At 42.4% G+C, this 26,232-nt stretch carries 21 protein-coding genes; 8 read left to right on the top strand and 13 right to left on the bottom strand.

The window, feature by feature from the left end; translation table 11 throughout:
• The first annotated feature begins 200 nt into the window (after positions 1-200).
• Both WA256_RS16255 and WA256_RS16260 read left to right on the top strand, forming a co-directional pair.
• Positions 201-3,602: a S8 family serine peptidase gene (locus WA256_RS16255; protein ID WP_335992625.1), complete on the top strand. Its 3,402-nt coding sequence runs from the start codon at positions 201-203 to the stop codon at positions 3,600-3,602.
• Between the two features lie 129 nt (positions 3,603-3,731).
• Positions 3,732-5,897 carry a S9 family peptidase gene (locus WA256_RS16260; protein ID WP_335992626.1) on the top strand — a complete coding sequence of 722 codons (2,166 nt, stop codon included), beginning with the start codon at positions 3,732-3,734 and terminating at the stop codon, positions 5,895-5,897.
• A gap of 21 nt (positions 5,898-5,918) precedes the next feature.
• On the opposite strand, the gene WA256_RS16265 is transcribed toward WA256_RS16260, so the two are convergent.
• Genes WA256_RS16265 through WA256_RS16280 form a run of 4 tightly spaced genes read right to left on the bottom strand, consistent with a single transcriptional unit; the run spans position 5,919 to position 9,617 of the window.
• Complete coding sequence (locus tag WA256_RS16265; protein WP_062566258.1) at positions 5,919-7,394, bottom strand: sensor histidine kinase; 1,476 nt, start codon at positions 7,392-7,394, stop codon at positions 5,919-5,921.
• On the bottom strand, positions 7,394-8,119 hold the full coding sequence (locus WA256_RS16270; RefSeq protein WP_062566257.1) for a response regulator transcription factor: 726 nt from the start codon (positions 8,117-8,119) through the stop codon (positions 7,394-7,396). The genes WA256_RS16265 and WA256_RS16270 overlap by 1 nt, the downstream gene beginning before the upstream one ends.
• Before the next feature lie 58 nt (positions 8,120-8,177).
• Positions 8,178-8,906, bottom strand: a complete 729-nt coding sequence (locus tag WA256_RS16275) for a spondin domain-containing protein (RefSeq protein ID WP_062566256.1) — start codon at positions 8,904-8,906, stop codon at positions 8,178-8,180.
• A 9-nt stretch (positions 8,907-8,915) separates the two neighbouring features.
• Positions 8,916-9,617 carry a spondin domain-containing protein gene (locus WA256_RS16280; protein WP_063530416.1) on the bottom strand — a complete coding sequence of 234 codons (702 nt, stop codon included), beginning with the start codon at positions 9,615-9,617 and terminating at the stop codon, positions 8,916-8,918.
• Between the two features lie 205 nt (positions 9,618-9,822).
• On the opposite strand from WA256_RS16280, the gene WA256_RS16285 reads away from it, so the two are divergent.
• Positions 9,823-10,194 carry a DUF4870 domain-containing protein gene (locus tag WA256_RS16285; protein WP_054563699.1) on the top strand — a complete coding sequence of 124 codons (372 nt, stop codon included), beginning with the start codon at positions 9,823-9,825 and terminating at the stop codon, positions 10,192-10,194.
• Between the two features lie 57 nt (positions 10,195-10,251).
• Positions 10,252-10,692: a YqaA family protein gene (locus WA256_RS16290; RefSeq protein ID WP_062566284.1), complete on the top strand. Its 441-nt coding sequence runs from the start codon at positions 10,252-10,254 to the stop codon at positions 10,690-10,692.
• Between the two features lie 248 nt (positions 10,693-10,940).
• Here the strand turns inward: WA256_RS16290 and folX are convergent, their stop codons facing one another.
• The 6 genes from folX to WA256_RS16320 form a co-directional block, all read right to left on the bottom strand.
• Positions 10,941-11,300, bottom strand: a complete 360-nt coding sequence (folX, locus tag WA256_RS16295; protein ID WP_054554637.1) for a dihydroneopterin triphosphate 2'-epimerase — start codon at positions 11,298-11,300, stop codon at positions 10,941-10,943.
• Positions 11,301-11,302: 2 nt separating this feature from the next.
• Complete coding sequence (folE, locus tag WA256_RS16300) at positions 11,303-11,857, bottom strand: GTP cyclohydrolase I FolE (RefSeq protein WP_055199245.1); 555 nt, start codon at positions 11,855-11,857, stop codon at positions 11,303-11,305.
• 18 nt (positions 11,858-11,875) lie between these two features.
• Positions 11,876-12,595, bottom strand: a complete 720-nt coding sequence (gene folM, locus WA256_RS16305; protein WP_062566254.1) for a dihydromonapterin reductase — start codon at positions 12,593-12,595, stop codon at positions 11,876-11,878.
• Between the two features lie 248 nt (positions 12,596-12,843).
• The gene (gene nadE, locus WA256_RS16310) at positions 12,844-13,680 is read right to left on the bottom strand and encodes an ammonia-dependent NAD(+) synthetase (RefSeq protein WP_054563697.1); all 837 of its coding nucleotides are present in this window, start codon (positions 13,678-13,680) and stop codon (positions 12,844-12,846) included.
• A 67-nt stretch (positions 13,681-13,747) separates the two neighbouring features.
• Entirely contained in the window at positions 13,748-14,374 is a 627-nt protein-coding gene (locus tag WA256_RS16315; protein WP_062566253.1) for a YceH family protein, read from the bottom strand.
• 15 nt (positions 14,375-14,389) lie between these two features.
• Positions 14,390-17,755, bottom strand: a complete 3,366-nt coding sequence (locus WA256_RS16320; RefSeq protein ID WP_332393194.1) for an ATP-binding protein — start codon at positions 17,753-17,755, stop codon at positions 14,390-14,392.
• 165 nt (positions 17,756-17,920) lie between these two features.
• Between WA256_RS16320 and WA256_RS16325 the strand changes: the two genes are divergently transcribed.
• Positions 17,921-20,203 carry a penicillin acylase family protein gene (locus tag WA256_RS16325; RefSeq protein ID WP_332393195.1) on the top strand — a complete coding sequence of 761 codons (2,283 nt, stop codon included), beginning with the start codon at positions 17,921-17,923 and terminating at the stop codon, positions 20,201-20,203.
• On the opposite strand, the gene WA256_RS16330 is transcribed toward WA256_RS16325, so the two are convergent.
• Positions 20,196-21,296, bottom strand: coding sequence for a GGDEF domain-containing protein (locus WA256_RS16330; RefSeq protein ID WP_240701471.1), 1,101 nt, complete (start codon positions 21,294-21,296; stop codon positions 20,196-20,198). The genes WA256_RS16325 and WA256_RS16330 overlap by 8 nt on opposite strands.
• Before the next feature lie 259 nt (positions 21,297-21,555).
• On the opposite strand from WA256_RS16330, the gene WA256_RS16335 reads away from it, so the two are divergent.
• Together WA256_RS16335 and WA256_RS16340 are read left to right on the top strand one after the other, a co-directional pair.
• Positions 21,556-23,088: a carbon-nitrogen hydrolase family protein gene (locus tag WA256_RS16335; RefSeq protein ID WP_058585386.1), complete on the top strand. Its 1,533-nt coding sequence runs from the start codon at positions 21,556-21,558 to the stop codon at positions 23,086-23,088.
• Positions 23,088-23,405 carry a DMT family transporter gene (locus tag WA256_RS16340; RefSeq protein ID WP_304637075.1) on the top strand — a complete coding sequence of 106 codons (318 nt, stop codon included), beginning with the start codon at positions 23,088-23,090 and terminating at the stop codon, positions 23,403-23,405. The genes WA256_RS16335 and WA256_RS16340 overlap by 1 nt, the downstream gene beginning before the upstream one ends.
• Positions 23,406-23,445: 40 nt before the next feature.
• Here the strand turns inward: WA256_RS16340 and WA256_RS16345 are convergent, their stop codons facing one another.
• Positions 23,446-24,324, bottom strand: coding sequence for a DMT family transporter (locus WA256_RS16345; protein WP_082710959.1), 879 nt, complete (start codon positions 24,322-24,324; stop codon positions 23,446-23,448).
• A 235-nt stretch (positions 24,325-24,559) separates the two neighbouring features.
• On the opposite strand from WA256_RS16345, the gene WA256_RS16350 reads away from it, so the two are divergent.
• Positions 24,560-24,943 carry an MAPEG family protein gene (locus WA256_RS16350; RefSeq protein ID WP_063700644.1) on the top strand — a complete coding sequence of 128 codons (384 nt, stop codon included), beginning with the start codon at positions 24,560-24,562 and terminating at the stop codon, positions 24,941-24,943.
• A 78-nt stretch (positions 24,944-25,021) separates the two neighbouring features.
• Here WA256_RS16350 and WA256_RS16355 read toward each other — a convergent pair whose 3' ends face one another.
• Complete coding sequence (locus tag WA256_RS16355; protein WP_335992629.1) at positions 25,022-26,227, bottom strand: M56 family metallopeptidase; 1,206 nt, start codon at positions 26,225-26,227, stop codon at positions 25,022-25,024.
• Positions 26,228-26,232 lie beyond the last annotated feature (5 nt).

Below are 26,232 nucleotides of genomic sequence, written 5' to 3' on the forward strand. Positions count from 1 at the left end.
AAATATTTACAACTCTAGCTTGTATCTTTAAATCATTTTAAAACAATATGTTACTTAAACTCAGTGTTCTTTGTTTTAGCTGAATGTAATTCTTATGTAACAGAAATGTTGTTCTTGCTAGGGTTTCCGTTTTATATTGGTTCTGAAACTTTGTTTCAATCACTATTTAGACGATAACATAACATATCCCAGGGGAACCCATGTCTAAAAATCTAATAAAAAGAACTGCAGTTGCTTTGGCTGTAACCAGTGCAATGTGCGCTAGTGCACAAGCCAATGACTTTTCTAAATATAATCTTGCCGGCAAAAAATTAATCCAATCGAGCGCGGTAACTAAAAAAGAACAAAAAGCTCATCGCGAAGCTACAAGCTGGTTAATTAAGTTAAATGCTCCAGCATCAGTTAATGCTAAAACAATGGGCGCGGATGTAGCGTCAATTCAAGCGCAAGCAAAAGTAGCGCAAGCAAGCGTAGAGCAAGCAATCAATAGTATGGACTTGCCTGTACAAGTTGTCGCTAAAACATCAACACTAGTAAGCTCAATCGTAGTCAATGGTAATAAGCAAGATGTTGCTAAGTTACTATCGAACTCTCAAGTTGAGGGCATTTACCCAGTATACGATTATGAATTGCATGTTGCTGACAGCGCTGACTATATTGAAGCAACTCCTTTAGTATCTAATGGTTTAGCAACAGGTGAAGGTGTTCGCGTTGCTGTGCTTGATACAGGTATTGACTACACTCATACCGCTTTTGGTGGTGCGGGGACTGATGAAGCCTATGCGGCAGCTATTGCTGATCCTGCGTCAGTTGATTGGCCACAAGGTAAAGTATTAGGTGGTTATGATTACATTAACGATGATGCCGATCCTATTGATGTAGATACAAACCACGGTACACACGTTTCTCACTCTGTTAACGGTATTGCACCAAGCGTAGATTTATTTGTTTACTCTGTATGTAATAGTGGCTGTCCAGGCCTTGCACAACTTTTAGCTCTTGAAAGTGCAATGGATCCGAATGGTGACGGTGATATGAGCGACCGTGTTGATGTTGTAAATATGTCACTTGGTGGCGATTACGGTGATATTGCAAACGATGCTGTAGGCTTATTCATCAACCAAGCAGTTAAACTTGGTACAAACGTTGTTATCTCTGCTGGTAATGATGGTGCTTATCCATTCATCGTAGGTGGCCCAAGTACAACTGAAAACGCTCTTTCAGTGGGTGCGATGACTCACCCTACCGGTGAAGAATCAGTTGGTAGTGGTACAGTTAATGGTGAAGAAGCTGTTGTGCAGCCAGCCAGCTTTGGTCCACAGATGGCATTTAGCTACACTAATGAAAACTTGGAACTTGTGTACCCAGATGCAAATCAAACGGCTTGTGAAGCGTTTGCTGACGACGTAGATTTTACAGGTAAAGGCGTTATCATCGACCGTGGTGCATGTGCATTTACAGTTAAAGTATTAGCAGCACAAGCTAAAGGCGCAGAGTTTGTTATTATTGCAAACAATAATGACGATGGCACGCCAGCACCTATGGGCGGTTCAGATCCAACTGTTACTATCCCTTCTGTAGGCGTAACGTTTGCAGCTGGTACAGCTCTAAAAGCGGGCGGTACGTTTAACCTAACAGTTGAGCGTCTTGTTATGTCTGGCGCGATTGCTGATTTCACATCGCGTGGTCCTTCAATGGGCGGGCTGTTAAAACCAGAGATTACAGCACCAGGTGTAAACATCATGACTGCTCATCCTGGTCTTGGTGATGGTCTTACTGGCGCAACAGGTACTTCATTCTCGGGCCCAATTACTGCTGGTGCGGTGAGCTTATTAAAAGAAGCGCTGCCAGAGCGTAACGCGTTTGAAATTAAAGCGACATTAATGAACACGGCAAACCTAAATGTAACTATGGAGCCGTTAGCGATTAACCCAGACGCTGAGCTTGCACCAATTAGTTATATCGGTGCGGGTCTTGTTGATGTTAACAAAGCGGCTAACTTACCCGTTGCTGCATGGGCTGCAGATACCAAACAAGCTGCGCTTTCGTTTGGTTTAGTAAACGCATCAGAAACAGTTGAGCTTACTAAAACAGTTCAAGTTAAGAACTTCTCTAACGAAGACCAAGTGTACACACTTTCTCTTGAACAACGTTATGCAGACGATGTTGAGCGTGGTTCATTCTCACTTGACTACCCAGAGTCAATTACAGTGCCAGCAGGTCAAACAATGTCATTTGACGTGACAGCAACAATTGATCCTGCAACTCTACCTGAGTGGACCTTAACTGAGGAAAATATTGGTTCTCAAGATGCCACGGCTGACTTAACTAACCTAGAGCTTGATGGTGCGCTAATCTTCTCTGATGGCAGCGATGAAGCATTCCACCTTGTATACCACGTATTACCAAAAGCAAATGCGGCAATGAGCTTCATGCCAGTTGTGACTGATAACGGCGTTGCACATGAAGTAACAAACACAGGTGCGGTAGCACTTGATCCTGTATTTGCCCCTACAGTAATGACTGATGATATTGATGAAGACCAACGTTTTGACTTAGTAGGCGCATCAATCGAAACATTTGCTGTATCAGCTGAAATTTGTGAAAGCGGTTATGTAACACTTACTACATTAGTGCTAAACGAGGGAATTACTCACTCTTACGTGGGTGGTTTCATGGCTGACTTCGATATGGACCAAGATGGTGTTTACGATGTTACAGTACAAAATGGTAAGTTAGAGTGGTTCTACGATGTTGAGCCGGGCACTGCAATTACCTTTACTCACGGCTATGGTAGTGCTTCTGGTTTCTTAGATAATTATTACCAAATTATCGGTAACAACCACCTCACAATGCAAAGCTGTATTGAAGCATTTGGCCTAACAGCCGATGACATTGGTCGAGCAACTGTAGATGTTCGTTTCCGTACAGAAGAAGAAACATGGACACCAATTGCAACTGAAGAAGGTGATGTTGCAATGGGTACTTACACATTCACAGATGCATCAAGTGATGTATATGCAATGTTTGTAGATGAAGCTGGTGAAGCTGTTAGCTCAATTGAACCAGGTGCTTCAGCTACTTTATACAATGCAGGTGAAGACTTCATGATTCTTTCAGACTCGGGTTCTAAAGCGTATGCTGCAACACCTGAATCAGACTCGAATACTCCACCAGTTATTGTTGATACTGAGTTCTCTGTTGATGAAAACACTGAAAATGGTACGGTAATTGGTACGCTAGAAGCAACTTATGGTGCTGATTTAGCAAGCCCTGTTACAGAGTTCATTGTAATTAGCTCAAGTTCAACAGCTATTTCAGTAACATCTTCAGGTGATGTTGTAGTTATGAATCAAGACGTACTTGATTATGACGCTGGTTTAACATCAATTGAACTAGAAGTTGTTGCAACTGACAGATCAGGTAATGTTTCAGAGTCTGCTATGGTAACTGTTACAGTTAACAACCTAGCTGATGAAGCGTCTGAGCAACCAGTTGTAGTTGAAGAACCAGAGAAGAAAAAATCTTCTTCAGGTTCACTAGCATGGTTAACATTACTTGCTGCACCGTTCGCATTTATGCGTCGTCGCAAGCAAAAGTAATTACTTGATAAGTAAGTGATAAAAGGGAGCTTCGGCTCCCTTTTTACATTGCTTCACAAAGGCTACTTATATATTGCAGTTTTTTTACTTATATTGGAGACAGAATAATAAAACGAAAACAGGAACCCCATGAAAGTTGGCCATTCACTTTGCCTAGCGGCACTCTCTTTAGCTGTTCTATCAGCGTGTAATAAAGTCCCAGATAATAAAGAAAAAGCTGTTATCACAGAGCAAGTTCAGATTGCAGCACCCGTCGCCAAAAAAATACCTCATGAAATGACCATTCATGGAGACACTCGTGTCGATAACTACTATTGGATGCGTGATGATAAGCGCAAAGATGCCGCTGTTATTGCTCATTTGAATGCTGAAAATGCGTATGTTGAAAGTAAGTTAGCGCATACTCAAACGCTACAAAACACCTTGTTCGAAGAACTTAAAGGGCGTATTGAGAAGGATGACGATACGGTACCAACAAAAAAAGGGGAATATTACTATTTCTCACAAACGCGCGGTGATGACGAATACCCGGTTTATGTGCGTAGCAAAGATAGCCAAGGAGAAGGTAAGCAGGTTATCTTAAATGTGAATGAGCTTGCTAAAAATCATGACTATTTTGCCGTAACCGGTTTAGCTGTCAGCCCAAATGGCAACTTGCTGGCTTATGGTGAAGACACTGTGAGTCGTCGTATTTACACAATTAAAGTAAAAGATTTAACCACAGGTAAAATGCTCACAGAAAGCCTTGAAGGTACAGAAGGTGATGTCGTGTGGGCTAATGACAACAAAACCTTTTACTACATCAAAAAAGACCTACAAACGCTGTTAGGCTACCAAGTATATCGCCATACGCTAGGCACCCCGCAAGCCGACGACGAACTCGTTTACGAAGAGAAAAACACTAGTTATTACACCGGTATTTACAAGAGTAAAGACCAACAAGAAATCTATATTAGCCATGGCAGCACCAGTGCATCGGGCGTCTCGGTTATTGATGCCAATGATGTCAAAGCAATGCCAAAACGTTTTATTGAACGCGAAGCAGGGCTTGAATATGACATCAAAAAGTTAGGCGATTGGTATTACATCGTTACTAATTTAAATGCTGTTAACTTCCAACTGATGAAAGTGCACCGCGATAAGGCTCATGATAAAGCTAACTGGCAAACGCTAATTGCTGGTCGTGATAACGTGAAACTTGAAGGCATTGAGCTATTTAATAATCACTTGGTGTATGAAGAGCGAGAAATGGGGCAAACCCGAATCACTATTCGTGACCTTCGTAACCAACAAGAGCAAGTCGTTGCATTTAATGACCCAACTTACATGGTCTTTAGTTATGGTAATGGTGAGTTAGATAACCCTAACTTACGTGTTTACTATTCAAGTATGACGACGCCAGGCAGCAGCTACGATATCAACCTAGAAAGTGGTGAAAAAAACCTGCTTAAACAGCGTAAAGTGTTAGGTGACTTTAATCCTGACAATTATGCCTCTGAGCGAGTTTACGTGACCACCCGAGATGGTGTCGATGTTCCTGTGAGCCTTGTTTATCGTAAAGACATGTTCAAAAAAGACGGCTCTAATCCGCTTATGCAATATGGTTATGGTTCGTATGGTGCGACCATGGATCCGAGCTTTTCTAGCTCTCGATTAAGCTTACTTGATCGTGGTTTTGTGTTTGCGATTGCGCATATACGTGGCTCACAAATGCTGGGTCGTCCTTGGTACGAAGACGGCAAGCTGCTGAAAAAACAAAACACCTTTAATGACTTTGTTGATGTGACTAAATCATTAGCAGCTCAAAAGTATGGTGATAAGGATAATATTTTTGCCATGGGTGGCAGTGCAGGTGGCTTACTAATGGGGGCTGTTGTGAATCAAGCGCCTGAACTTTATAAAGGGGTGATTGCAGCAGTGCCTTTTGTTGATGTAGTCACGACCATGTTAGATGCCAGCTTACCACTGACAACGAATGAGTATGACGAGTGGGGCAACCCGAACGATAAAGTCTATTACGATTACATGCTGTCATATTCGCCGTATGACCAAGTTAAGAAGCAGGCTTACCCAAATATGTTAGTCACCACCGGTTTACACGACTCTCAAGTTCAGTATTTTGAGCCTGCAAAATGGGTTGCTAAGCTACGTGAATATAAAACCGATGATAACCTGTTGCTGTTCAAAACCGACATGGAAGCAGGGCACGGCGGCGCTTCTGGGCGCTTTAAAAGCTTGCAAGATACCGCTTTATATTACGCCTTTATGCTCGATTTAGCGGGTATCGAAAAATAATAACAACACAGGCATCCGTGATTAAGCGGATGCCTGCATCGCTAAATTAAAACGAAATTCACTGCCTTTTCCTAAGGTACTTTTTACGTTTATTTCACTATCCATTAGGTTGAGCAGTTGCTTGCAAATAGCAAGTCCCAAGCCTGTTGAGCCTCGTTTTATACTATTACGCGCCTGATAGTGAGGTTCGAAAATCGCATTGAGTTCATCCTCATGAATACCAACCCCGGTATCAGACACTGCCACGTATAACTGATCACTTTGCTGGCTAACTTTAACGGCTATTTCACCGCCATTTGGGGTGTGCCGAATGGCATTTTCGATTAAGTTTGTAAGCACCCGCTCTAATTTTGCAATATCTGCTGTCACGGTAAAATCGCAAATTTCGGGAATAACCTTGAGCGAAATCCCAGCTGATTGCGCTGTTAGAGCAAGCTTTGCCACACAATCATAAATCAACTCGCCCAAATTAAAGGTCTCGGATTGTATTTTCACTTGGCCGCACTCTAAATTAGCCAGCTCAAAAATTTGTTCAATCAGCTGTTTTAGTTGCTGGCAGTTATCCATTGCAAGGTTGAGATAATGACGTTGCTCGGGCTCGTTTAAGTGGCTATCCGGTTTATTGATCACCTCTAGAAAGCCGTGCAGTGAAGAGAGCGGCGTACGTAAATCGTGTGATAAATGAGTGAGTAACTCTCGGCGTTGCTTATCAGCGTGCTGTAATGACTGAAACTGCTCATCAATACGCGCCAGCATGGCATTGACGCCTTTGCTTAAATTGCCAATTTCATCATCAGCTGTATAGCTAGAGTCCAATGACATTTTGGTTAGGCTGTAGTTAGCCGCTTCTATTTTATTAAGCTCTTTATTGAGTTTTTTGAGCGGTAAGGTGAAAAACCGAAATAACAGCAACATCGCAATAAAGAGCGCAACTAAGGCGGCTACAAACCACATTGCGGCTAGCCAAAGGTTATCATTGGCTTTTATGTTTTTAAGGGTTGTATCGTAAGCTTGCCCGCCAATTATCACGTACAAATAGCCTTGCAGTTGTTGCTGATTATAAACTGGTGCGGTCGAAAAAATTTTTACGCCATCCTTGCTACGTGGATCGTCACCATAAATTGGCGTGGCAGTGGGGTTGTCGAGTAGCTGCTGTATTGGGCTTAAGTTTATTTGTTGCCTTACGACTTGCCCCGGTTTGGCTGAATAAGTCAGTAAATGACCTTCTGGGTCTACAAAATAAAACTCAAAAGCCGGACCAAGTATCATCAGCGTGTGAAATAAGTTTTCTAGTGCCTTATAGTCATACACACCTTGCTGGATCAGTGGGTTATCATGCACTAAATGTTCGGCTAATTGAAGGTGCAAGTTTTGCTGAGCATGGTGTACCGAGCTTTGCTCTAGCTGCTTACTCCAATTTAAGACGAGTGCGCACAACAGGCTAAAAATAAGCACTAATGACCAAGCGAGTTTTTGATAAAGCGTCATTGATTTCATTAGTTTGCACTCAATTGACCGGGGTTTAATTTATAGCCTACACCCCAAACTGTTTCGATAAAGTTGGCTGGGTGATGTTGCTCAAACTTACTGCGTAAACGGTTTATATGGGAATTAACCGTATGCTCGTAGCCGCTGTGTTGATAGCCCCATACTTGGTCTAGTAATTGTTGGCGGCTAAAAACATGGTTTGGGTGTTTAGCAAAATAGACCAGTAAATCGAATTCGGTGGCGGTTAAGTTAATTGCTTGGTCAGCTAAAAATGCTTGGTGGCTGGCAAATTCAATGTGTAGTTCTCCAAGTTGAATTGCCGCTTGAGCGCTATCTTCATGATGTGATTGAGCTGCCATAAGTTGTGACCTATGCCGTAATTGTGTTTTTATTCGTGCTTGTAATTCTCTGGCGAAGAAAGGCTTGCAAATATAGTCATCAGCGCCCATTTCCAAACCAATCACTCTGTCCATATCGCTACTGAGTGCGGTCAGTAAAATAACGGCAATACTTGGGTAGTGCTCTTTAATTTTGCGGCATAAGCTCAAGCCATCCATTTGTGGCAGGTTAATATCAAGCAGTACTAAGCCGTAACTTGAGCTGGCAAGCTTCTTTATTGCAGCTTCAGCGCTCGAGGCTTCATCAATATGTAAGTTTAGGCAGTGCAATTGTGTGCTGATAAGTTGGCGGATTGCTCTATCATCTTCGACGATTAATAATTTTTCTTGGCGCATGGCTCACTCCAAATCACAGAGGCACATCCTTATGACCTCGGTGTAAGGAGTGCGATTATTATTGCGTCCGCGTTATCGTGATCCGAGCAACCGGGTTATCAAACTTATGCTGGCTTGTGAGCACAGAGTTTGTCAGGCCATCATCTTGACTAACCACACCTGGGTGCATTGCAACACGGTTAATATCGTCACGCATTTCGTTGTAGCCTTCGCCTGAGTCGGCAGGACCAGGGATCGTGCCTTGTGCTTCAGAGTTAGCCTCTGTGCCTGCATCATAGGCAAAACTAGTACGAGACAGTGACTCATTAACCGCTAACGAAGACACGTCTATAGCATTAAGACCGGTAAACGCGTCATTTGTATTCACCAACATGGTCGCTAAGCTAATTTTTAATGAATCAAGCTCTCCCGTTGTCAGGGTCAACGTGACTTGCTCACCTGGTGGTAATGGGCTTTCTGCTGAAGCTGCTTGCATTGTCATTTCTGCTGCGAGTAGCTCGCTGTTATCGCCGCCTTCAGCCATAATTTCAAGTGCTTCAGATGCTGGCTCGCCAATTTTCCAAAGCATGCCATCGGTGTGAGCAATCACAGCAACAGGGGAGAAAGGTTGAGCAGCGGTGAGATTGACTACCTCCACCATAAATTGATGATTTGTTGCCATCTCACCCATTTCCATTGTCATTTCTTCCAGCGCTTCATCCATGTTGTCTGATGATTTATCTGAATCCCCACAGGCCGCAAGGCCGGCACTCAATGCGAGGATAATTAAGCTTTTTGAAAAGCGCATAATAACCTCCTATTTAACCGTAACTGTTAGCATCGCAACTGGGTTTAACCATCTGTGTACGGTGTTATCGAGGTCACTCATACCTGCTTCTAAATCGTCGTCACCTAAATTACCCGGATGAATATGCACCATCATATTGGTTTCGTTACTGGTGACGCCGCTGCCATTCATACCCGCATTACCACCTGGTGCGGCAGGAATGCCTGGCGTGCCCGGCATACCTGAACCCTCAACAACAAGCTCATCATTGGCTTCGGTTCCTGCATCATACGCATTGAGATAAACAGTGTAGGTACCAGCTTCGGTTGGGATCATCCAACTATCTAAACCTACAAAGCCATCATTGGTAGGCAGTAGCATTGCTGTTAGAGATAAGTAGTTATTGCCATCCTTGGTGGATAAGCTCGCCATCGTTGAGCTTGCTGGGGCTAATAAACCTTCAGCTGGGTTGGCAACCATGTCGCTGTTTGCGGCTGTGGCTTCAGTCATTAATGGCTCGAGATTGCCACCTTCAGCCATAGTCTGTAGGGCTGTAGAAGCAGGCATAGCAACGCTGAAAAGTTTGCCATCACTGTTATGGGCAGTAATGAGAATAGGGGTAAAGTGTAAACCTTGCGTGAGGTTAGTTAGTTTTATATCAAGCTCAGCAGCTTGGCTTGCAAGGCTAGTTACTGCGCATGCAGCGAATAAAGTTAAAGGTAAAGCTTTCATGTGAGATTCCTGTTTTTGATGATTCAAAACCAGTATCGAATAGCAATATCCAGAAACCCTCACGAAGTTATCACATTTTTATCACAACGTTGATTACAGCCTTTTTTGCTGGTTGAGAGTTTTAAATTTAACCAATTTAACTAGGGTAAAAGGTCATTACGGTTTATAGTAGAGATACAAACAGACCCATAACAAGGAATTTAAAATGGATGATAATCAAAAAGTTGAAATAATTGTGGCAGATAAAGAGCAGCGCACATGGGCAATGTTTTGTCACTTAAGTGCCTTAGCTGGCTTGCTTTTCCCGTTTGGTTCGGTGATTGGGCCTTTGATTGTTTGGCTTGTAAAAAAAGAAGAAATGCCACTTGTTGCTGAGCATGGTCGCAAATCATTAAACTTTCAATTAACCATGATGATTGCTTACATTGTGTGCTTTATGCTGATGTTTGTTGTCGTTGGAGTCATCCTGCTACCATTAGTAGCGCTATTCTCATTGATTATGGTGGTCGTATCGGCGATTAAAGCCAACGATGGTAAAGAAGTTAAATACCCTATGGCGATAGAATTTATAAAGTAAACTAATTGCCATATACTAAAAGCTCAGCCATTTGCTGAGCTTTTTTATGTGATGTTTATGGCCTACTTATCGTTATTTTTCAGCGCGTTTATTTCCGCAACCTTATTACCTAGCTCTTCAGAATTAGTAATGACAGCTATGATAGCCAGTGGTGACTATCTACTTTGGTTGTTATGGTTAAGTGCAACTGTAGGCAATGTGCTTGGGAGTTGTGTGAATTATTGGCTGGGCACGCAAGTCATGCGATTTAAAGAGCGTAAATGGTTTCCCGTTTCACAAAAGTCGATAGACAAAGCCGAACAGCAATTTAATAAATACGGTATTTACAGTTTGCTATTTGCTTGGCTGCCTATTGTCGGCGACCCTTTAACGGTTGTTGGCGGAATTTTTAGGGTTAAGTTTTCAATCTTTTTGTTACTCGTGACCCTAGGCAAAGGCGCACGTTATTTAGCTGTGCTTGCCTTTGCAGTAGGACTAGGGCGTGTTTACCTTTTATGATTAATTTTGCAGCAGTGTGTTTGGTATTTAGGCAAGGCAGAGCCTATGTAGTGTGGTTGTTCCACATAAATAGGTGATAACGCAGCATCAATGCCAAACACGCGCTGCCCTTCGGGTTCTTCCTAGGGGCGATTAACTCTTTGTTGCTCGATTTTTACTTAGCCCACTAGGTTACAAATCTCGCGCCGCGATTAAATCGCCCCTAGAGTGAACAAATTTTAATCCACAAAGGTGAACACGCCCTTATTCTAGCTTTTTTGCCAATCTAGGGTCAGTGATACTGAATCAGCAAAGCGCAGCGCATGAGGTTTATCGACGCGTACTTTGGCATAGTGAACACTTTGATGCTGGTGGCAAATTGCTAAAATTTCAGCAACCAGTTTTTCTAACAGCAAAAAGTGGCCTTCTTCGACAAGGCTGATCACTTCTTTAGTAATGGTCTTGTAGTTTAGTGCTTTATCGACTGCGTCAGTTTCACAAGCTTGATCAGCTGGGTAATGAATTTCTAAATTAATCACCACATCTTGTTTTTTCTCACGTTCCTCAGGGTTAAAACCTATAAAGGTCCGTAGCCTGAGGTTAGTGACATTAATAATTGCGTTGGCCATCATTACCCTCTAACTAGTTGTAAGAACTCGTTACGGGTTTTTGGATCGGCTCTGAAGTTACCTAACATAACCGAAGTACGCATGCTTGAGTTTTGCTTTTCAACACCGCGCATCATCATACACATATGTTTTGCTTCAACTATTACACCAACACCTTTCGCGCCAGTTACTTCTTCAACCGCTTTAGCAATTTGATGGGTTAATTGCTCTTGAATTTGAAAACGACGTGCGAACATGTCAACAATTCGCGCAAACTTAGATAAACCAAGCACTTTGCCATCAGGAATATAAGCAATATGGCAGCGGCCAACAAATGGCAGCAAGTGGTGCTCACACATAGAGTAAAGCTCAATGTCTTGGATCAATACCATGTCATCGGCATCTGAAGTGAATACCGCATTGTTGGTGATTTCATCTAATGTTTGACGATAGCCTTTAGTCAGATACTCCATCGCTTTTGCTGCGCGTTTTGGTGTGTCGAGTAATCCTTCACGAGCAGGATCTTCACCTACTGCGGTAATTATTTGTTGGTAACTATTTTTTAAATCATCGTGCATAGCTTTCTCAGTAATTCGTTATTTTAAATGTCTGCCACCATCAACAGGCATAGAACGACCTGTGATGTAGTGACTGCTTAGTAATAGTTCTACGCTGTTAATAATCTCGGCGCAGCCGGGCTCAATGCCCATTAGCGATTTCTTTAATGTTTTGGCTTTGTATTCGTCGCTATCGTGTTCATTAAAGATAATTAACGAAGGAGCGATAGCATTCACTTTAATGTCTGGTGCAAATTTAGCGGCAAACGACTTAGTTAAATTATCAAGCGCCGCTTTACTTGCTGCATAAGCAAGGTGCTTAGGGCTGCCTTTTTCAACCACATAATCGGTTAAGTGAATAATATCTGCGGCTTGGCCACTGTTTTGCTGATAATGTAGTAACAAATCAGAAGCTGCTAAATTAATTAAATAGGGCGCTTTGGCGTGGATACGCATCATGTTATCAAACAGGTCTGCGTAATCGTGGTTATTTGCTTCGCAATCCCAGCTAGACGCATTATGGATAATTGCTTTGAGCTGGTTGGTATGGGTTTTTAATTCTTCGATAAAATGCCCGATAGCTTGGTCACTATTAAAATCAGCATGGATGCAAATAGCGCCTTTACCAGCAAGCACATCAATTGCTTCATGGCGGGTGCGGTAAGTGACTATGATTTCTTGCCCTTGCGCTAAAAAGTGCTCGGCCAGAGCGAGTCCAATACGTTGGCCTGCGCCAGTAATTAAAATGGGCGATGACATAAACTAATATAAAACCTTAGATTTTTGATTTGAAATGTAATGTATTTAACTGTAACAACTATAAACCAAATTACAGAACTATTTCATCTTTACTGCAATCATGTTGCTAACTTTTACGTCAAGCATAGCGCTCTAGATCATTTAGCGCGGCCGATAATGAGTGATTGAAGGTTTTGAATATTGCTAAGGGACTGTACGAGGAAGGAAAAAGGGCAATTATTATTGCCCTTTTAGTGTTTTAACCGTTTTTAAAGCTCGTCGTATACCGTTGGGATCGCTTGGCGCTTATGTTGAGTACGTAAGTAAATTGCTGTTAGCTTTTCTTCGACTTCATTGCTGACTTCTTTACCTTCTAAGAAATCATCAATTTGATCGTAAGTGAGGCCAAGCGCTTCTTCGTCAGTTAGACCTGGGCGATCACACTCTAAGTCGGCCGTTGGGGCTTTATGTACAAGGACAGCTGGCGCTCCCAAGTGCTCAGCAAGCGCACGAACTTGACGCTTTGATAAGCCAAATAAAGGTGCTAAGTCACATGCTCCATCACCAAACTTTGTGTAAAAGCCAGTGATGTTTTCAGCACTGTGATCGGTACCAACAACTAAGCCTTGGCTGAAACCGGCAATTTCATACTGCGCAACCATGCGTTGGCGTGCTTTTACATTACCTTTGATAAAGTCGATTTTAGCTTGCTCTGGTAATTCAGCACCACCACCAACAACCGCTGCCATTGCTTGTTCATGCATGCCATCGACAGCCGCTTTAATATTAACCGTCATACGCTTACTTGGTTGAATAAAATCTACGGCTAGTTGTGCTTCGTCTTCATCTGCTTGTACGCCGTAAGGTAAGCGCACAGCAATAAATTGATATTCGTTGGTGTTATGTTCTTGGTTTAATTCATCAACCGCTAATTGGCATAAACGGCCACAGGTTGATGAGTCAACACCGCCACTGATCCCTAATACAAGTGAGCGAGAGTGCGCAGCAATAAGTCGGCTTTTAAGAAAGTTAACACGACGGGTGATTTCCGCTTTTACATCAATAGTTGGTTGGACTTTCATTTCCGCCAGAATGTCGGCACGCATGGTAGAGCTCCTATTTTTCGTTGTGGTTGTCAGCGTCTTGTACATTATGTTACGGGCGCGGTTTTTATTAAAGACCTAAATGCGCTTTTATTGCGTTAATTTGTTGCTTAAGTTCTTCGATTTCACTTCGTAATTGCTGCACTTCACTACTATTATCCTGCATTGGCTCATTAGCAGCCATATCCTCAGTAATGCTGTCTGGGTCAACAAATAAGTGCATGTAGCGGCTCTCTCGTTTGCCGGGCTCTCGTGCTAAGCGTGCCACATGTTCTTGTGCAATGAGTGCGTTTAATGCGGCTTCGACTTCATTGACGTTACTGAACTCAGCGAGGCGGTTGCTGCGAGTTCTCAGTTCGCCTGGTGTTTGCGGGCCACGTAACAGTAACAAACAAATAATGGCGCGTTGCTGCTCAGTAAATTGCAAACTACCAAATTCGGTATTGCAAAAGCGGTGAGCGTATTTATTTACACGCCCAGATAGCCCTTCATCAACCGTTACTAAGCGTGATGCAATAAGCTCATCGAGGGTATCTTGTACTTGCGCTTCAGTGAGAGACAATACAGGTTCACGGTTAGACTTTTGATTACATGCATTAGTCAATGAATTTAAAGATAACGGGTAATGTTCGGGTGTTGTACTTTGCTTTTCGAGTAAACAGCCAATAACACGTTGTTGAATTGATGATAATTGCATGGTTTTACTCTCTTTTTATTCTTCAGTGCTTAGCCACACTGTTAACTTTTTATTGAGCGAGTCAAATTTAAGGGGTTTGGTGACATAGTCGTTCATACCTGCGTTTAAACAACGTTCTTTGTCACCTTGCATCGCATTTGCAGTGAGTGCGACGATATTAACCCCCTGATGAGCTGCGCCTGCTTCACCTGCCCGAATGGCTCGCGTTGCTTGGTAACCATCCATTTCTGGCATTTGGCAATCCATTAACACTAATTGGTAGGGGCTTTGCTCGCGGCTTGAAAGCTTTGCAATCGCTTCAAGGCCATTTTCAGCGATATCAAAACTAATGCCTGCTTGTTTTAGCAACGAACCTGCCACCATCTGATTCACTTTATTATCTTCAACCAGTAAGACTTGCGATTCAGCGCTATCGCTACTGGTCACGACCTTAGTTATTAAGGTTTCTTTATTAACCTGCTGCTGTTCAATGTACTTGTCGTTTGCCAGAGAATTAAATAAATCAGACTGCGTTAATGGTTTAAAGATAATACTCTCAACTTTTAATGTTTGTCTCGTTTGTTTTTCAGTAAGACTCATTGGGGCCATCAAAATCCGTTTACAGCTGGTGGCATTAAAGTATTTTAAGAATGATTGTTGGTGCTCTTTTGTTGCGCTGCTATAAAAAAGATAATCCACTAAAATTGCATCGCAGCCATTATCGGTTGGCATTGCAGCACGATTGAGTAAGCTTGGCATATCACTATAGGTCTCGACCTCTGCTCCCCATAGCTGCAATTGTTTTTTGGCAATATTGCTACTGAGCTTACAATTATCAGCAATTAAAATATGCTTTTTATCTATAATGTGGCTTGGCTCTGGCGCTTGCTTTGTATGATCACGTTTAACTTTTACAGTAAAATTAAAGGTGCTGCCTTCCCCGTACGAACTAACCACACTGACATCACCATCCATTAACTGACACAGCTGTTTTACTATTGCAAGGCCAAGCCCTGTACCGCCGTATTGGCGTGTAGTTGATGCATCCGCTTGCGTGAATGAGTCAAATAAAGTGGCTTGCTTTTCGGGCTTGATACCTACACCCGAATCAATAACAGAGCAGTTCAAGAACAATTCTTCGTTGTTTGTTTCGAGTTTGGCGATGACGATAATCTCACCATCTTTTGTGAATTTAACCGCATTGCTAACTAGGTTATTGATAATTTGCCTAATCCGGTTTGGGTCGCTAATGATAAAGCCGTGATTAAGGTGTGTGGTATCTAGCAGCAACTTGGTATTGTTTTGTTCTGCTTTAATGGCAAACGATTCGATAGTATCGCCAAGTAGTTTTGATACATTAAAGCTAACATTTTCAATATCGAGCTTACCGGCCTCAATTTTAGAGAAATCTAAAATATCGTTAATGATATGCAATAGTGATTCAGCCGATGATTGCGCCAAATCTATATGGTGGTTTTGCTGGGTGTCTAGTTTGGTTTGTTTGATGATATTGAGCATCCCGATCACGCCATTCATAGGGGTGCGGATCTCATGACTCATGCTTGCTAAAAATTCACTTTTGGCTTTTACTGCTTGTTCAGCAGCTTCTTTTGCTTGAACGAGTTGTTGTTCGGTCTCTATACGGCGCTGACTTGCGTGTAAACTACCAATGAGTGCCGCAACTGCGATTAAAAAGCTTTCTTCATTTTTACTCCAATGTCTGCGGTTATGACATTTTTCGGCGCACACAACCCCCATTGTTTTGCTACCTGTGGGGATTATCACAGTCAGCATTGAGCGTATATTAAACCAATCAAGATAGTTGCTACGTAGGTCACTAGTCAGTGGATGTTGCTGTGCATCACTGGCATTAATTACAGCGTGATTGTTAATAGCATCAAAATAATTTTGAAATTCAAACTGCTGGAGTGAAATCGGCTCACTAAATTCAGGCTGACTTTGGTCGTGAATAGCAAAGGTATTGAGCGATTGGCGATCGTCACTAAATAGCCAAATACTAGCGCGATCAATATCAAAAGCGTGACAAATTGCTTGCACAATAACATGTTTAGATAAGTTAAGGTTACCCGTCAGTACCGCATCATTAACGGTAAGAGAGGCTAAAATCTCATTATGTAAGGCTATTTTGTTGTTTTCTAGCTCATCTCGCTTACGGGTATCAATATTTTGTAGTGAACCAAAAAGTTTTATACAACGGCCATTTTTATGCTCGGCTTCACCATGTAGCAGCACCCAAACTTCATCACCTTCAGCAGTTATGATTTGCACTTGAGTCTCAAAACTCTCACCATACTTGATTGCACGCTCGTTAAGGCGACGAATTTTATCCCGGCTTTCACCAGCCTTAAAAAGTGTAAAGTTAGCAGGCCACTCTGGCTGTACATTAAGAGGAAACTTAAAAATTTGCTTGGTCATATCAGACCAATAGACGGTTCTTGTCTCTAGATTAAAAGACCAAGCGCCGACTTTAGCAAGACTACTCATAGTTTCTAACATACGTTCGCTTTTGTACTGTCTTTCGACCATGCGTAAAAAGAATACAGAGGCGCCAGCAAATAAAATACAAAATAGAATAATGGCCAGTCTAAGCGGCCAAATAGCAGAACTTGGTGGCTGCCATCCAGATTTTGGTGTGGCGTACATCTGCCACTCACCACCTGGAAAGTTAATTCTAAAGCTCAAAGGGTTGGTATTGAGCACGTCTTGTGAACCGTAGAAAAAATCACCTTTAGCACCAAGGCCATTTCTGCCTTGCAGGGCAACATCATAATGCTGACTCAGTGCGATTAACCCCGAGTTTGTATAGATTTTATCTATATCGAGGACAACAGAGAGTAACCCCCAAAAAGTGAGCTCTGGTGGAGTGAATACGGGCATTCTTGCTATCAATGCTTGACCACCTTGCACCAACTCTAATGGGCCGGCCATAACAATACGGTTTTCATCCCGTGCTCTAATTGCGTCGTCACGCTGCGCTGGGTTTTCTAAAAAGTTGAGCCCAATAGATTTCTCATTACCCACAAGAGGATAAGTCATCTGAATAACCATATCCGGTGCTGCGCCGATGTTCCTAAGCTCTGAAGACGTTGAAAATAGGGGGCTGGCAATTTGCGTGAAGCGGGCTTGGTCTAAATTGGGTTCAGCCGCAACGGCAACCGCCAAGCCGCGTACAAGTTGAATGTTAGATATTAAGGTGGCTTCGAGCTCTGCACGATAGGCACTTACTTTTGCCAGCTCCTGTGCACGAAAAGCATCTTTCTCGCGGCTGTAATTAATTTGGTCGATTACAAGACCAATCACGATGATACAGGCAAGTGAAAACCAGAAGGCTAGCTTCAGTTTTTGTAGTTTTTTATTATCTGTTTCGGTCGCTAGCGGCATGAGAAATATCAGGTTTTATACTATTTACCTACTATAGACAATTTCTGTGGTAATTAACAATGAACAGCAAATCTATAAACCTAATTTCAATTATTTGTATCGCAACACTATTCTTTCACAAAACTCAGGTTAATATAGTGTTACTTTAGCGCAAGGATAATTGGCATGTTTAAGATAATCAAATGGTTACTAATAGGTTTGTTCGTTGTGGTGTTACTCGCAACGGGGCTTGTTTATGGCGTATTAAACTTAAGTTTACCGGCACTTGATGGTCGCGGTAAAAGCGACGCTATTTCGCAATCAGTTAAGATTGAGCGAGATACCTTAGGACAGGCTGTTATTCATGCCGAAAACCGATTAGATGCAGCCTATGCGCTTGGTTTTGCTCATGGTCAGGACCGATTCTTTCAAATGGATTTACTGCGCCGTAATGCTGCAGGTGAGCTTAGTGAGTTATTTGGTAAAGCTGCCGTTGGGCTTGATAAAAAAATGCGCTTTCATCAGTTACGTAAACGCAGTCAGATTGCTGTCGAGCAGTTACCTGCTAAAGATAAAGCGCTATTAAAAGCCTACGCGAATGGGGTTAATGAAGGCCATGCGCAAGTGGGTTTCGATAGCTTTGAATATTTACTCACAGGCGCTGAAGCAAAACCTTGGCAAAGCGAAGACAGCTTACTAATCATTTTTAGTATGTATTTAGATTTACAAACAGCCACCTTTGAGCGCGACAAAACACTGATCGAAATCGAAGATTTATATGGTAAGGCGATGGTTGACTTTATTACTCAGCCTAGCCTTTATCAAGCGGCACTCGACAACAGCCAATTAGCACCTTATGACGGCAGTATTCCTAATCTCAAAGACCCTCAATGGGCTATGACTGACATTGCAGACCGAAAGGAACTTGGCAGTAATAACTGGGCGGTTACTGGGCAGTTAACTGAAACAGGTGCTGCAATGCTGTCTGACGATATGCATTTATCGTTTGCTGTGCCAATCATTTGGTACCGTGCCCAGCTTAATTACCCTCTCAATGGCGAAATGCAACAAATCACCGGTGTGTCATTACCAGGGGCTCCTGCCATTGTTGTTGGTACCAATAATAAAATAGCTTGGGGATTCACCAATGGTTATTTAGATACAGCCGATTGGATAGCCCTTGAGAGCAAAGAGAAAACCTGGCAGATAGATGAACCTATTTTACTCAATGACGGTAACAGCGAAAATTACGCTTTAACCATGAGCGAGTATGGCCCAGTTAAAGAAATTAATGGCAAATCTTATGCGCTAAGTTGGGTTGCCCACCATGAGTATGCGGTTGATATGGAGTTACTTAAGCTTGAGCAAGCAAACACGGTTGATGATGCACTAGCGCTTGCTGCTGAGGTGGGTATTCCTGTACAAAATCTGATGGTTGTTGATGATAAAGGTAATGCAGCTTGGAAGAATATGGGAGCCGTGCCTGCCCGTAAAGAGCCCCATCAATTATCTGTGGCTGAGCAAGCGTATCCTGCACAGTGGCACGAAAACGAAACCCAGCGTCCATTTGTTAAAAACCCAGAAAGTGGCCGTTTATGGACGGGCAACTCACGAGTTGTTTCCGCAGAGGATGACCAGCGCTTTGGTAATGGTGGTTATGCAATGGGGGCTCGCTCGGCACAAATTCGCGACCGCTTATTTGAAAAACAACAGTTCAACGAACAAGATTTTTATGACTTACAACATGATAACGAAGCGCGTTTCTTAACGGCTTGGCATAAACTGCTGGTCAAACAGCTTAGCAACGCAGGCGATAAATACGCGCTGTATTTAAAAGAGCTAAATAATTGGCAGGCGTGTGCTTGTAGCGACTCAATTGGCTACACCTTAGTAAAGCGCTACCGCAGTGAAGTGATTAACGGCTTATTTAGCCCGTTAGAGAATAAGCTAAAAGCTCTCGATAGTAGCTTAAAACCAGTAAAACGAGACTTAGAACCTGCTGTTTGGCAACTTATCGAAGCGCAGCCTCAGGCATGGTTAAACCCTGAGTATGCAAACTGGCAACAACAAATGATAGGAGCCTTTGACCGCGTTATCACTAAACTAACCGATCAATACGGTAACAACCCGCATAGCTGGGAGTGGGGCAAGGTTAACGAATTAGTGATTGAGCACCCATTTGCCAAGCAAATACCTGCACTGAAAAGCTTATTGAATATGCCTACGGAGCCTGGGTTTGGTGATACTTTTATGCCTTCGGTGCAAGGACGTAGCTTTGGTGCTTCACAGCGCTTTATTGTTCAACCTGGGCACTTAGATAAAGCGATAATGGCTATTCCGGGTGGGCAATCGGGGCATCCATTGTCAGAATTTTATCGTGCCGGGTTTAACGATTATGTTAGTAATGGTTTAACGCCATTATTGCCACAAGAGATTGCCCACAGTATCACTATCGATGCGGTTAATTAACCGCATCAGTATCTTTGAAAGCAGGGCGTTGACCTTTAGCAATGGTAGTTTGGTTGCGTCCTGCGTGCTTGCTTTTATACAGCGCTTCATCAGCGTGTTGTAGCATTTTTTCTATTGAAGCGAGCGGTTGCCATTCAATAAGCCCAAAACTCATAGTGACATTGAGATCGGGGAATTCATGATGCGCCTCTAGTTCGGCAATTCTTAAACGTAAGGTTTCAATTTTTGTAAAGGCCTGCTTTGCATCTGTATTAGTTAATAAAATTAAAAATTCTTCACCACCCCAGCGTACCGCTATATCTTCATCATCAATAAATTGGCGAATTAGCCTTGCAACATTAACGAGCACCGTATCACCTTTTTCATGGCCATAATTGTCGTTAATACTTTTAAACTTATCGATGTCTGCCATAACAATACAAAGACTGCTCTCAAGCTCTATGCTCTTTTGATGTGCAGCAGTGATTAATTTTTTTGCAAAACGGCGGTTGTAGAGCTTAGTGAGTGGATCTCGGGCTGCCATTTCTGTTAACTCAACCCGTTGTGACAAAGTGATTTCTCTGATTAGACCCATGCCATAGACCATAGGTAAACCGGCAATAATAATATTGATTACATTTACATGTGGTAGTAACTCTGGGTAAGCAAAGCCGTACTGAACATCTGAAAAAAATACATATAGCAGGGCGAATATCGCAATCATCACTAAGCTATATAAAGCTGCACGCTTAAAGGTTAATTGATAATCGATCATTAAAATACAAGATACAGTCCATAGGTAAAACTGGAACCCTGCGCCTAAGCCAAGGGTGGCACAAACAATTACCGCATGAATAATTACTTCAAGGCAAAATACTCTAAGTGCTAGCGAAGTCAGCCCTTGTTTAATTAAAAAGATGCCGCTTGCCCAAGCAAGCACACTCAAGATATTAACTAAAGCAAGCGTATTTGCCCCTATGTGAGCAAATACGGGGATCAGCAAGACATGAACAATCAACGCGAAATAGGCGATTTTAGAAATAATCAGAAATTTAACGTGTTCAATCTCTTCTAAGCCAGATTGCTTTGATTGTTTTAGTAAGTGTTTGATCAATCCAACCTCAAATACACATGGAAGTAGCCTAATTATAGATGAAAAGTTGAGCAATGCAGGTTTATAATTGCTCGCTTTTGCTTTGTAAACGCATGTCACTGATGTTTATGAATGAAGCTAAGCGTTTGTTCACATCATGTTTGTTAAGCTTGGGGCTTGGCAGAGTGGGCATTTGATGCCACTCTAGTTAAAGCTAATCTAGAAACATGCTGAGCAATGTTTGCTGTGATTATTCTCTCGTGCCTAAAAAGGAGTAGCTATGCCGGCGGAAAAAACGCATTTAGAGATTTGTAATCTAACCAAAGAACAGTACCCACAAATAAAGACCCTTATGGATCAAGCGTACCCAGGGCTTGGTGGAGCTTGGCCAAGCCATACTATTTTTAGGCTAATAGACCAGTTTCCGGAAGGGCAAATAGGTATTGTTGACGATGGTGTCTTAGTCGGCATCGCACTGAGTGTTCAGGTAGATTACGCGCGCTTTTCTAACCCACATACCTACGAAGATATTGTTGATGGCCATGACCGTGTATTTAGTGATCCTGAAGGTGATGCACTTTATGGTTTAGATGTGGTGATTTCATCAACTCACCGAGGTATGCGATTGGGTCGTCGCTTATACGATGCTCGAAAAGAGCTGTGCCGTCAGTATAACTTACGCGCCATTCTAGCGGGTGGGCGTATTCCGCGTTATTACAATCACAGTGCAGAGATGACGCCGATGGAGTACATCGAAAAAGTTGACCACAAAGAGCTGTACGATCCAATTTTAAGCTTTCAGCTATCTAATGATTTCCAAGTTAAACGTTTACTTAAAAAATACCTTCCTGAAGATCAAGAATCAGTTGGTTACGCCACTTTACTTGAGTGGAATAACATTATGTTTGAGCCGACTGATACAGTACTTGAGTCGACCAAATCAATTGTCCGTGTCGGTGCCGTACAGTGGCAAATGCGCTGTGTTGAGTCTGTTGAAGAGCTGCTCAAGCAAGTGGAATACTTTGTTGATACGGTGTCTGACTATAAGAGTGACTTTATTCTGTTTCCGGAGTTTTTCAATGCCCCGTTAATGGGCCTCACCGAGCAAAGCAATCAAACTGAAGCCATTCGCTATCTGGCCGAATACACAGAAACCTTCCGTGATGCAATGTCGCGCATGGCGGTTGAATACAATGCCAATATTATCACAGGCTCCATGCCGCTTGCTGAAGATGACAAAATTTATAATGTCAGCTACCTATGCCATCGTAGCGGTAAAATCGATGAGCAGCGCAAAATTCATATTACGCCCCACGAGCAAAATGACTGGGTGATCCAAGGCGGTGATAAAATTGCTGTATTTGAAACCGATGCGGGTCGTGTCGGTATTCAAATTTGTTACGATGTAGAGTTCCCTGAGCTGTCACGTATTCTTGCTAAGCAAGGGTTAGATATTTTGTTCGTGCCATTTTGGACGGATACAAAAAATAGTTACTTACGTGTTCGTCATTGTGCGCAAGCACGTGCAATTGAAAATGAATGTTATGTTGTGATTGCAGGCTCGGTTGGTAACTTACCTGAGGTTGAGAGTTTAGACGTACAGTATTCGCAATCAGCAGTGCTTACTCCTTCTGATTTCTCATTCCCACATGATGCGACCTTGAATGAAGCAACACCGAATACCGAAATGCTGTTATTCAGTGATTTAGATATGGATAAACTGAAAATCCTTCACAGTGAAGGTACTGTTAGAAACTTAAAAGACCGCCGCGAAGATTTGTATGACGTGATCTTGAAAAAGCGAGATAACTAATGGCGTGGTTGTATTTAATTGTCGCAGGTCTGTTAGAAATTGGCTGGCCTGTTGGCCTTAAAATGTCTCAACAGGCAGACAGTCGCTGGTTAGGCATTGCAATTGCCGTCGCATTTATGGTCGCTAGTGGTATTATGCTGTGGTTGGCGCAAAAGGATATTCCGATGGGAACATCTTATGCGGTATGGACAGGCATAGGAGCCGCGGGCACTTTCTTAGTTGGTATTTTATTTTATGGTGATGCCGCAACATTTGGCCGCATTGCCGGAGTATTGCTGATAATTAGCGGTGTAATAACGCTAAAAATTAGTCATTAAAAAAGCGGCAATGCCGCTTTTTTAATGACTTGGGATAAGACTAATTTGGTAGCATTACCAGAATGGCTGCCAGTGCAATTAACACAAGCCCAGCCGTGTCTTGGCGCTTTAAAGGTTGTTTTAACCAAAGAATCGATACCATAATGGTAAAGAATACTTCTATCTGCCCAAGCGTTTTTACATAAGCAACATGCTGCAAACTCATGGCACTAAACCAACCGATTGAACCTAAACAGCTACAAACACTAACAGCGGTAGTAGTGCCTTTGTGATGCCACATTTTCTTAAATGTATCGCGTTCTTTGAATGCAATATACACGCACAGCATCAGGGTTTGTAAGCTGATTATCAGTAACAACACCCAAGCGGCAGAGTGTGGGAAAGTCAGTCCTGAATTTAAACTTGCTTCACGGATCCATGATGAAGAGAGAGCAAAAGAAGTGCCGCAAGCAAGTCCAAGCAGTGCGGTGCCCAAATTAAAGTGTTTAACATTCGCGATGCCACTTAATAGCAATACCGCAATTGCACCAATAAAGACCCCAATCCAGCCTAGTAGCGACAGCGCTGAGCCAAAGAACATAACGCCTAAAATGGCCGCCATCAGTGCTTCACTTTTAGCAAGGCCTGCACCGACTGCAAAGTTATTCATTTTAAAAAGTTTAACCATCAAACCGGTGGCAAGGATTTGGACGATACTGGCGCCAACAATGTAGCCAATAAAAGCCAGATTAAAGTCAGGAAGTGCGGCGTCTTGATATTGATAAAGTACAAATAAATACAGTGCAGCAATCGGGCTGGCAATAATAAAGCGAGCAAGCGTTACCCCTGCAACGCTCACTGTTGCACTCAGTTTACTTTGCAGTGCATTGCGCCACGACTGCATAAATGCCGCAAAAATAGTTAAGAAAATCCAAGTCATATTGAAAATAAATTAATAAGGAGAGGCGCTTAGAGTAACAAAACCAAAGTATGAGAGCATTAGCTTATCGACCAACTTGAGAAAAACTCAGCTGTGACAATATGCCGCAGGGCTTTTATGCCGGCTTTAGACTATAGTGACAATGATGCTATTGCTGGCCGCTGCTGTTTTAAGTAGCGGCTTTTTTTTGTTTGCGCTAGGGTAAGCTATTACAATTAAAAGATAAGGAAATATCATGACCACACTGATTATCTGCGCACTCATCGCAGTACTTATACCCTATTTAGCTAAAGCACCTGTGGCTTTTGCACAAAATAAGTTGTCAGGCTATGACAATAAACATCCGCGAGAACAACAAGCTAAACTAACAGGCTTTGGTGCTCGAGCATTGGCTGCACATCAAAATAGCTTTGAGTCACTGATTATTTTTGCGGTCGCGCTGGCAGTTGTAATAGGTAGCAATAATGTCTATCAGGTGACAGAAACCTTAGCGATTATGCATGTTATCGCCCGCGTGTTGTATTGTATTTTCTACTACATAAACCAAGATATTCTGCGCTCATTAGTCTGGCTAGTGGGGTATGTCTGTGCTGTGGCGATGATTGCTGTTTGCCTTTAGTGATAGAGTTAGTAGTCAAAAACCACAAAGCAAGCGGCTTAAATAAGGCGCTTGCTTTAGGGTCTTAAGTGGTTACTTTTACTTAGAGCTAACTTTAATTTTCTCTATTAAATCCTTTGCTTGATAGTTTTCGTCTAGGGCGAAATCGAGTTGTACTAAGGCGTTTTTAAAGCCAGATTCAGACGGCGCATATTGCCATTGTTTTAAGGCTCTTTTCGCTTCTCGATTGAAAACACCTTCAGGCTCTGCACTTACTACACTAACATTGCTGGTGGCGCCGCTTGGTAAAATATCGTATTTCAAAACGACTGAACCGCTAATACCTTGCTCTGCAGCTTGAATTGGGTATATCGGCTCTACACGCATAACCGCTTGATAGTCCTTTGTCTTTTCAACGGACATCGGCTGTTTTGCAATGGCAAAGCTGCTAAGCATGCCCGCTGTAAAAATAACTAACGCTGTTTTTGCAATAAATGAGCTGTTGTCGATCTGCTTTATTTGATTTAGACGTTGTAACATGGTGTTTTTATCTCCGTATTGTGAATAAGCCATTAAGCCTGTTCTGCTAAAGCTTGCACAGTTCACTAATGCCTTACTGTATAGAATTCGTTGTTCAGTTGATTTATTTTTGAGTACCTGTTCATCACATGAAAGCTCTTGAATACGGCGCAGACTTGCATAACCAAGCCAAGCGACAGGGTTAAACCACAGCAAAATAGTGGCACTTAACGCGATGGCATTAATTAGGTTATCTTTGCGTTTAATGTGCACTGATTCATGCTCTAAAATAAGCGCTAAAGCATGGTTATCGTAGTGGCTTTGATAGTTTGTAGGCAGCACTAGCTTGGTGTTTATAACCCCTACAACCATAGGTGAACTCACCTGATTGCTTTGGTATAAGCGCATGCTTTGGTTGCTGTGCTGATCAACCGTAATTGGCGCTAATTGCAGTTTTGCTAGAAAACGGTAATGAAAATATACGGCAGTGATCAGCAGTGCGGCACTAATAAAGCCATAAATAGCAAACCAAGTGAGCGTAAACTGTGGCATTATTGCTGTGTTTGGCGTGATAGTCAGCTTACTGATAAAGTCGTTTTGAATTGGTTTTAAGTGTTCTGGTAGGTTCGCTAACAATAAACTAATCGGTAAAAGCGCCCACAGTGTATAAACCAAGCGTGCCGACAGCTGGCTTAGCAACTTTCGCTCTAGCAGCAATAAAAACATTATTGCAGATGAGATCAAAAGTTGTTGATCTAACAACCAATTAAAAAATGCATCTAACATAACAA

Origin of the sequence: Pseudoalteromonas sp. CH_XMU1449-3 (assembly GCF_037027245.1) — a bacterium.
In the GTDB taxonomy this organism is placed as follows: domain Bacteria; phylum Pseudomonadota; class Gammaproteobacteria; order Enterobacterales; family Alteromonadaceae; genus Pseudoalteromonas; species Pseudoalteromonas shioyasakiensis.

Excerpts from the sequence above, each read along its gene's own strand:
- WA256_RS16255 (WP_335992625.1), top strand. The coding sequence starts at position 201 with ATGTCTAAAAATCTAATAAAAAGAACTGCAGTTGCTTTGGCTGTAACC.
- WA256_RS16260 (WP_335992626.1), top strand. The coding sequence starts at position 3,732 with ATGAAAGTTGGCCATTCACTTTGCCTAGCGGCACTCTCTTTAGCTGTT.
- WA256_RS16265 (WP_062566258.1), bottom strand. The coding sequence starts at position 7,394 with ATGAAATCAATGACGCTTTATCAAAAACTCGCTTGGTCATTAGTGCTT.
- WA256_RS16270 (WP_062566257.1), bottom strand. The coding sequence starts at position 8,119 with ATGCGCCAAGAAAAATTATTAATCGTCGAAGATGATAGAGCAATCCGC.
- WA256_RS16275 (WP_062566256.1), bottom strand. The coding sequence starts at position 8,906 with ATGCGCTTTTCAAAAAGCTTAATTATCCTCGCATTGAGTGCCGGCCTT.
- WA256_RS16280 (WP_063530416.1), bottom strand. The coding sequence starts at position 9,617 with ATGAAAGCTTTACCTTTAACTTTATTCGCTGCATGCGCAGTAACTAGC.
- WA256_RS16285 (WP_054563699.1), top strand. The coding sequence starts at position 9,823 with ATGGATGATAATCAAAAAGTTGAAATAATTGTGGCAGATAAAGAGCAG.
- WA256_RS16290 (WP_062566284.1), top strand. The coding sequence starts at position 10,252 with ATGGCCTACTTATCGTTATTTTTCAGCGCGTTTATTTCCGCAACCTTA.
- folX (WP_054554637.1), bottom strand. The coding sequence starts at position 11,300 with ATGGCCAACGCAATTATTAATGTCACTAACCTCAGGCTACGGACCTTT.
- folE (WP_055199245.1), bottom strand. The coding sequence starts at position 11,857 with ATGCACGATGATTTAAAAAATAGTTACCAACAAATAATTACCGCAGTA.
- folM (WP_062566254.1), bottom strand. The coding sequence starts at position 12,595 with ATGTCATCGCCCATTTTAATTACTGGCGCAGGCCAACGTATTGGACTC.
- nadE (WP_054563697.1), bottom strand. The coding sequence starts at position 13,680 with ATGCGTGCCGACATTCTGGCGGAAATGAAAGTCCAACCAACTATTGAT.
- WA256_RS16315 (WP_062566253.1), bottom strand. The coding sequence starts at position 14,374 with ATGCAATTATCATCAATTCAACAACGTGTTATTGGCTGTTTACTCGAA.
- WA256_RS16320 (WP_332393194.1), bottom strand. The coding sequence starts at position 17,755 with ATGCCGCTAGCGACCGAAACAGATAATAAAAAACTACAAAAACTGAAG.
- WA256_RS16325 (WP_332393195.1), top strand. The coding sequence starts at position 17,921 with ATGTTTAAGATAATCAAATGGTTACTAATAGGTTTGTTCGTTGTGGTG.
- WA256_RS16335 (WP_058585386.1), top strand. The coding sequence starts at position 21,556 with ATGCCGGCGGAAAAAACGCATTTAGAGATTTGTAATCTAACCAAAGAA.
- WA256_RS16340 (WP_304637075.1), top strand. The coding sequence starts at position 23,088 with ATGGCGTGGTTGTATTTAATTGTCGCAGGTCTGTTAGAAATTGGCTGG.
- WA256_RS16345 (WP_082710959.1), bottom strand. The coding sequence starts at position 24,324 with ATGACTTGGATTTTCTTAACTATTTTTGCGGCATTTATGCAGTCGTGG.
- WA256_RS16350 (WP_063700644.1), top strand. The coding sequence starts at position 24,560 with ATGACCACACTGATTATCTGCGCACTCATCGCAGTACTTATACCCTAT.
- WA256_RS16355 (WP_335992629.1), bottom strand. The coding sequence starts at position 26,227 with ATGTTAGATGCATTTTTTAATTGGTTGTTAGATCAACAACTTTTGATC.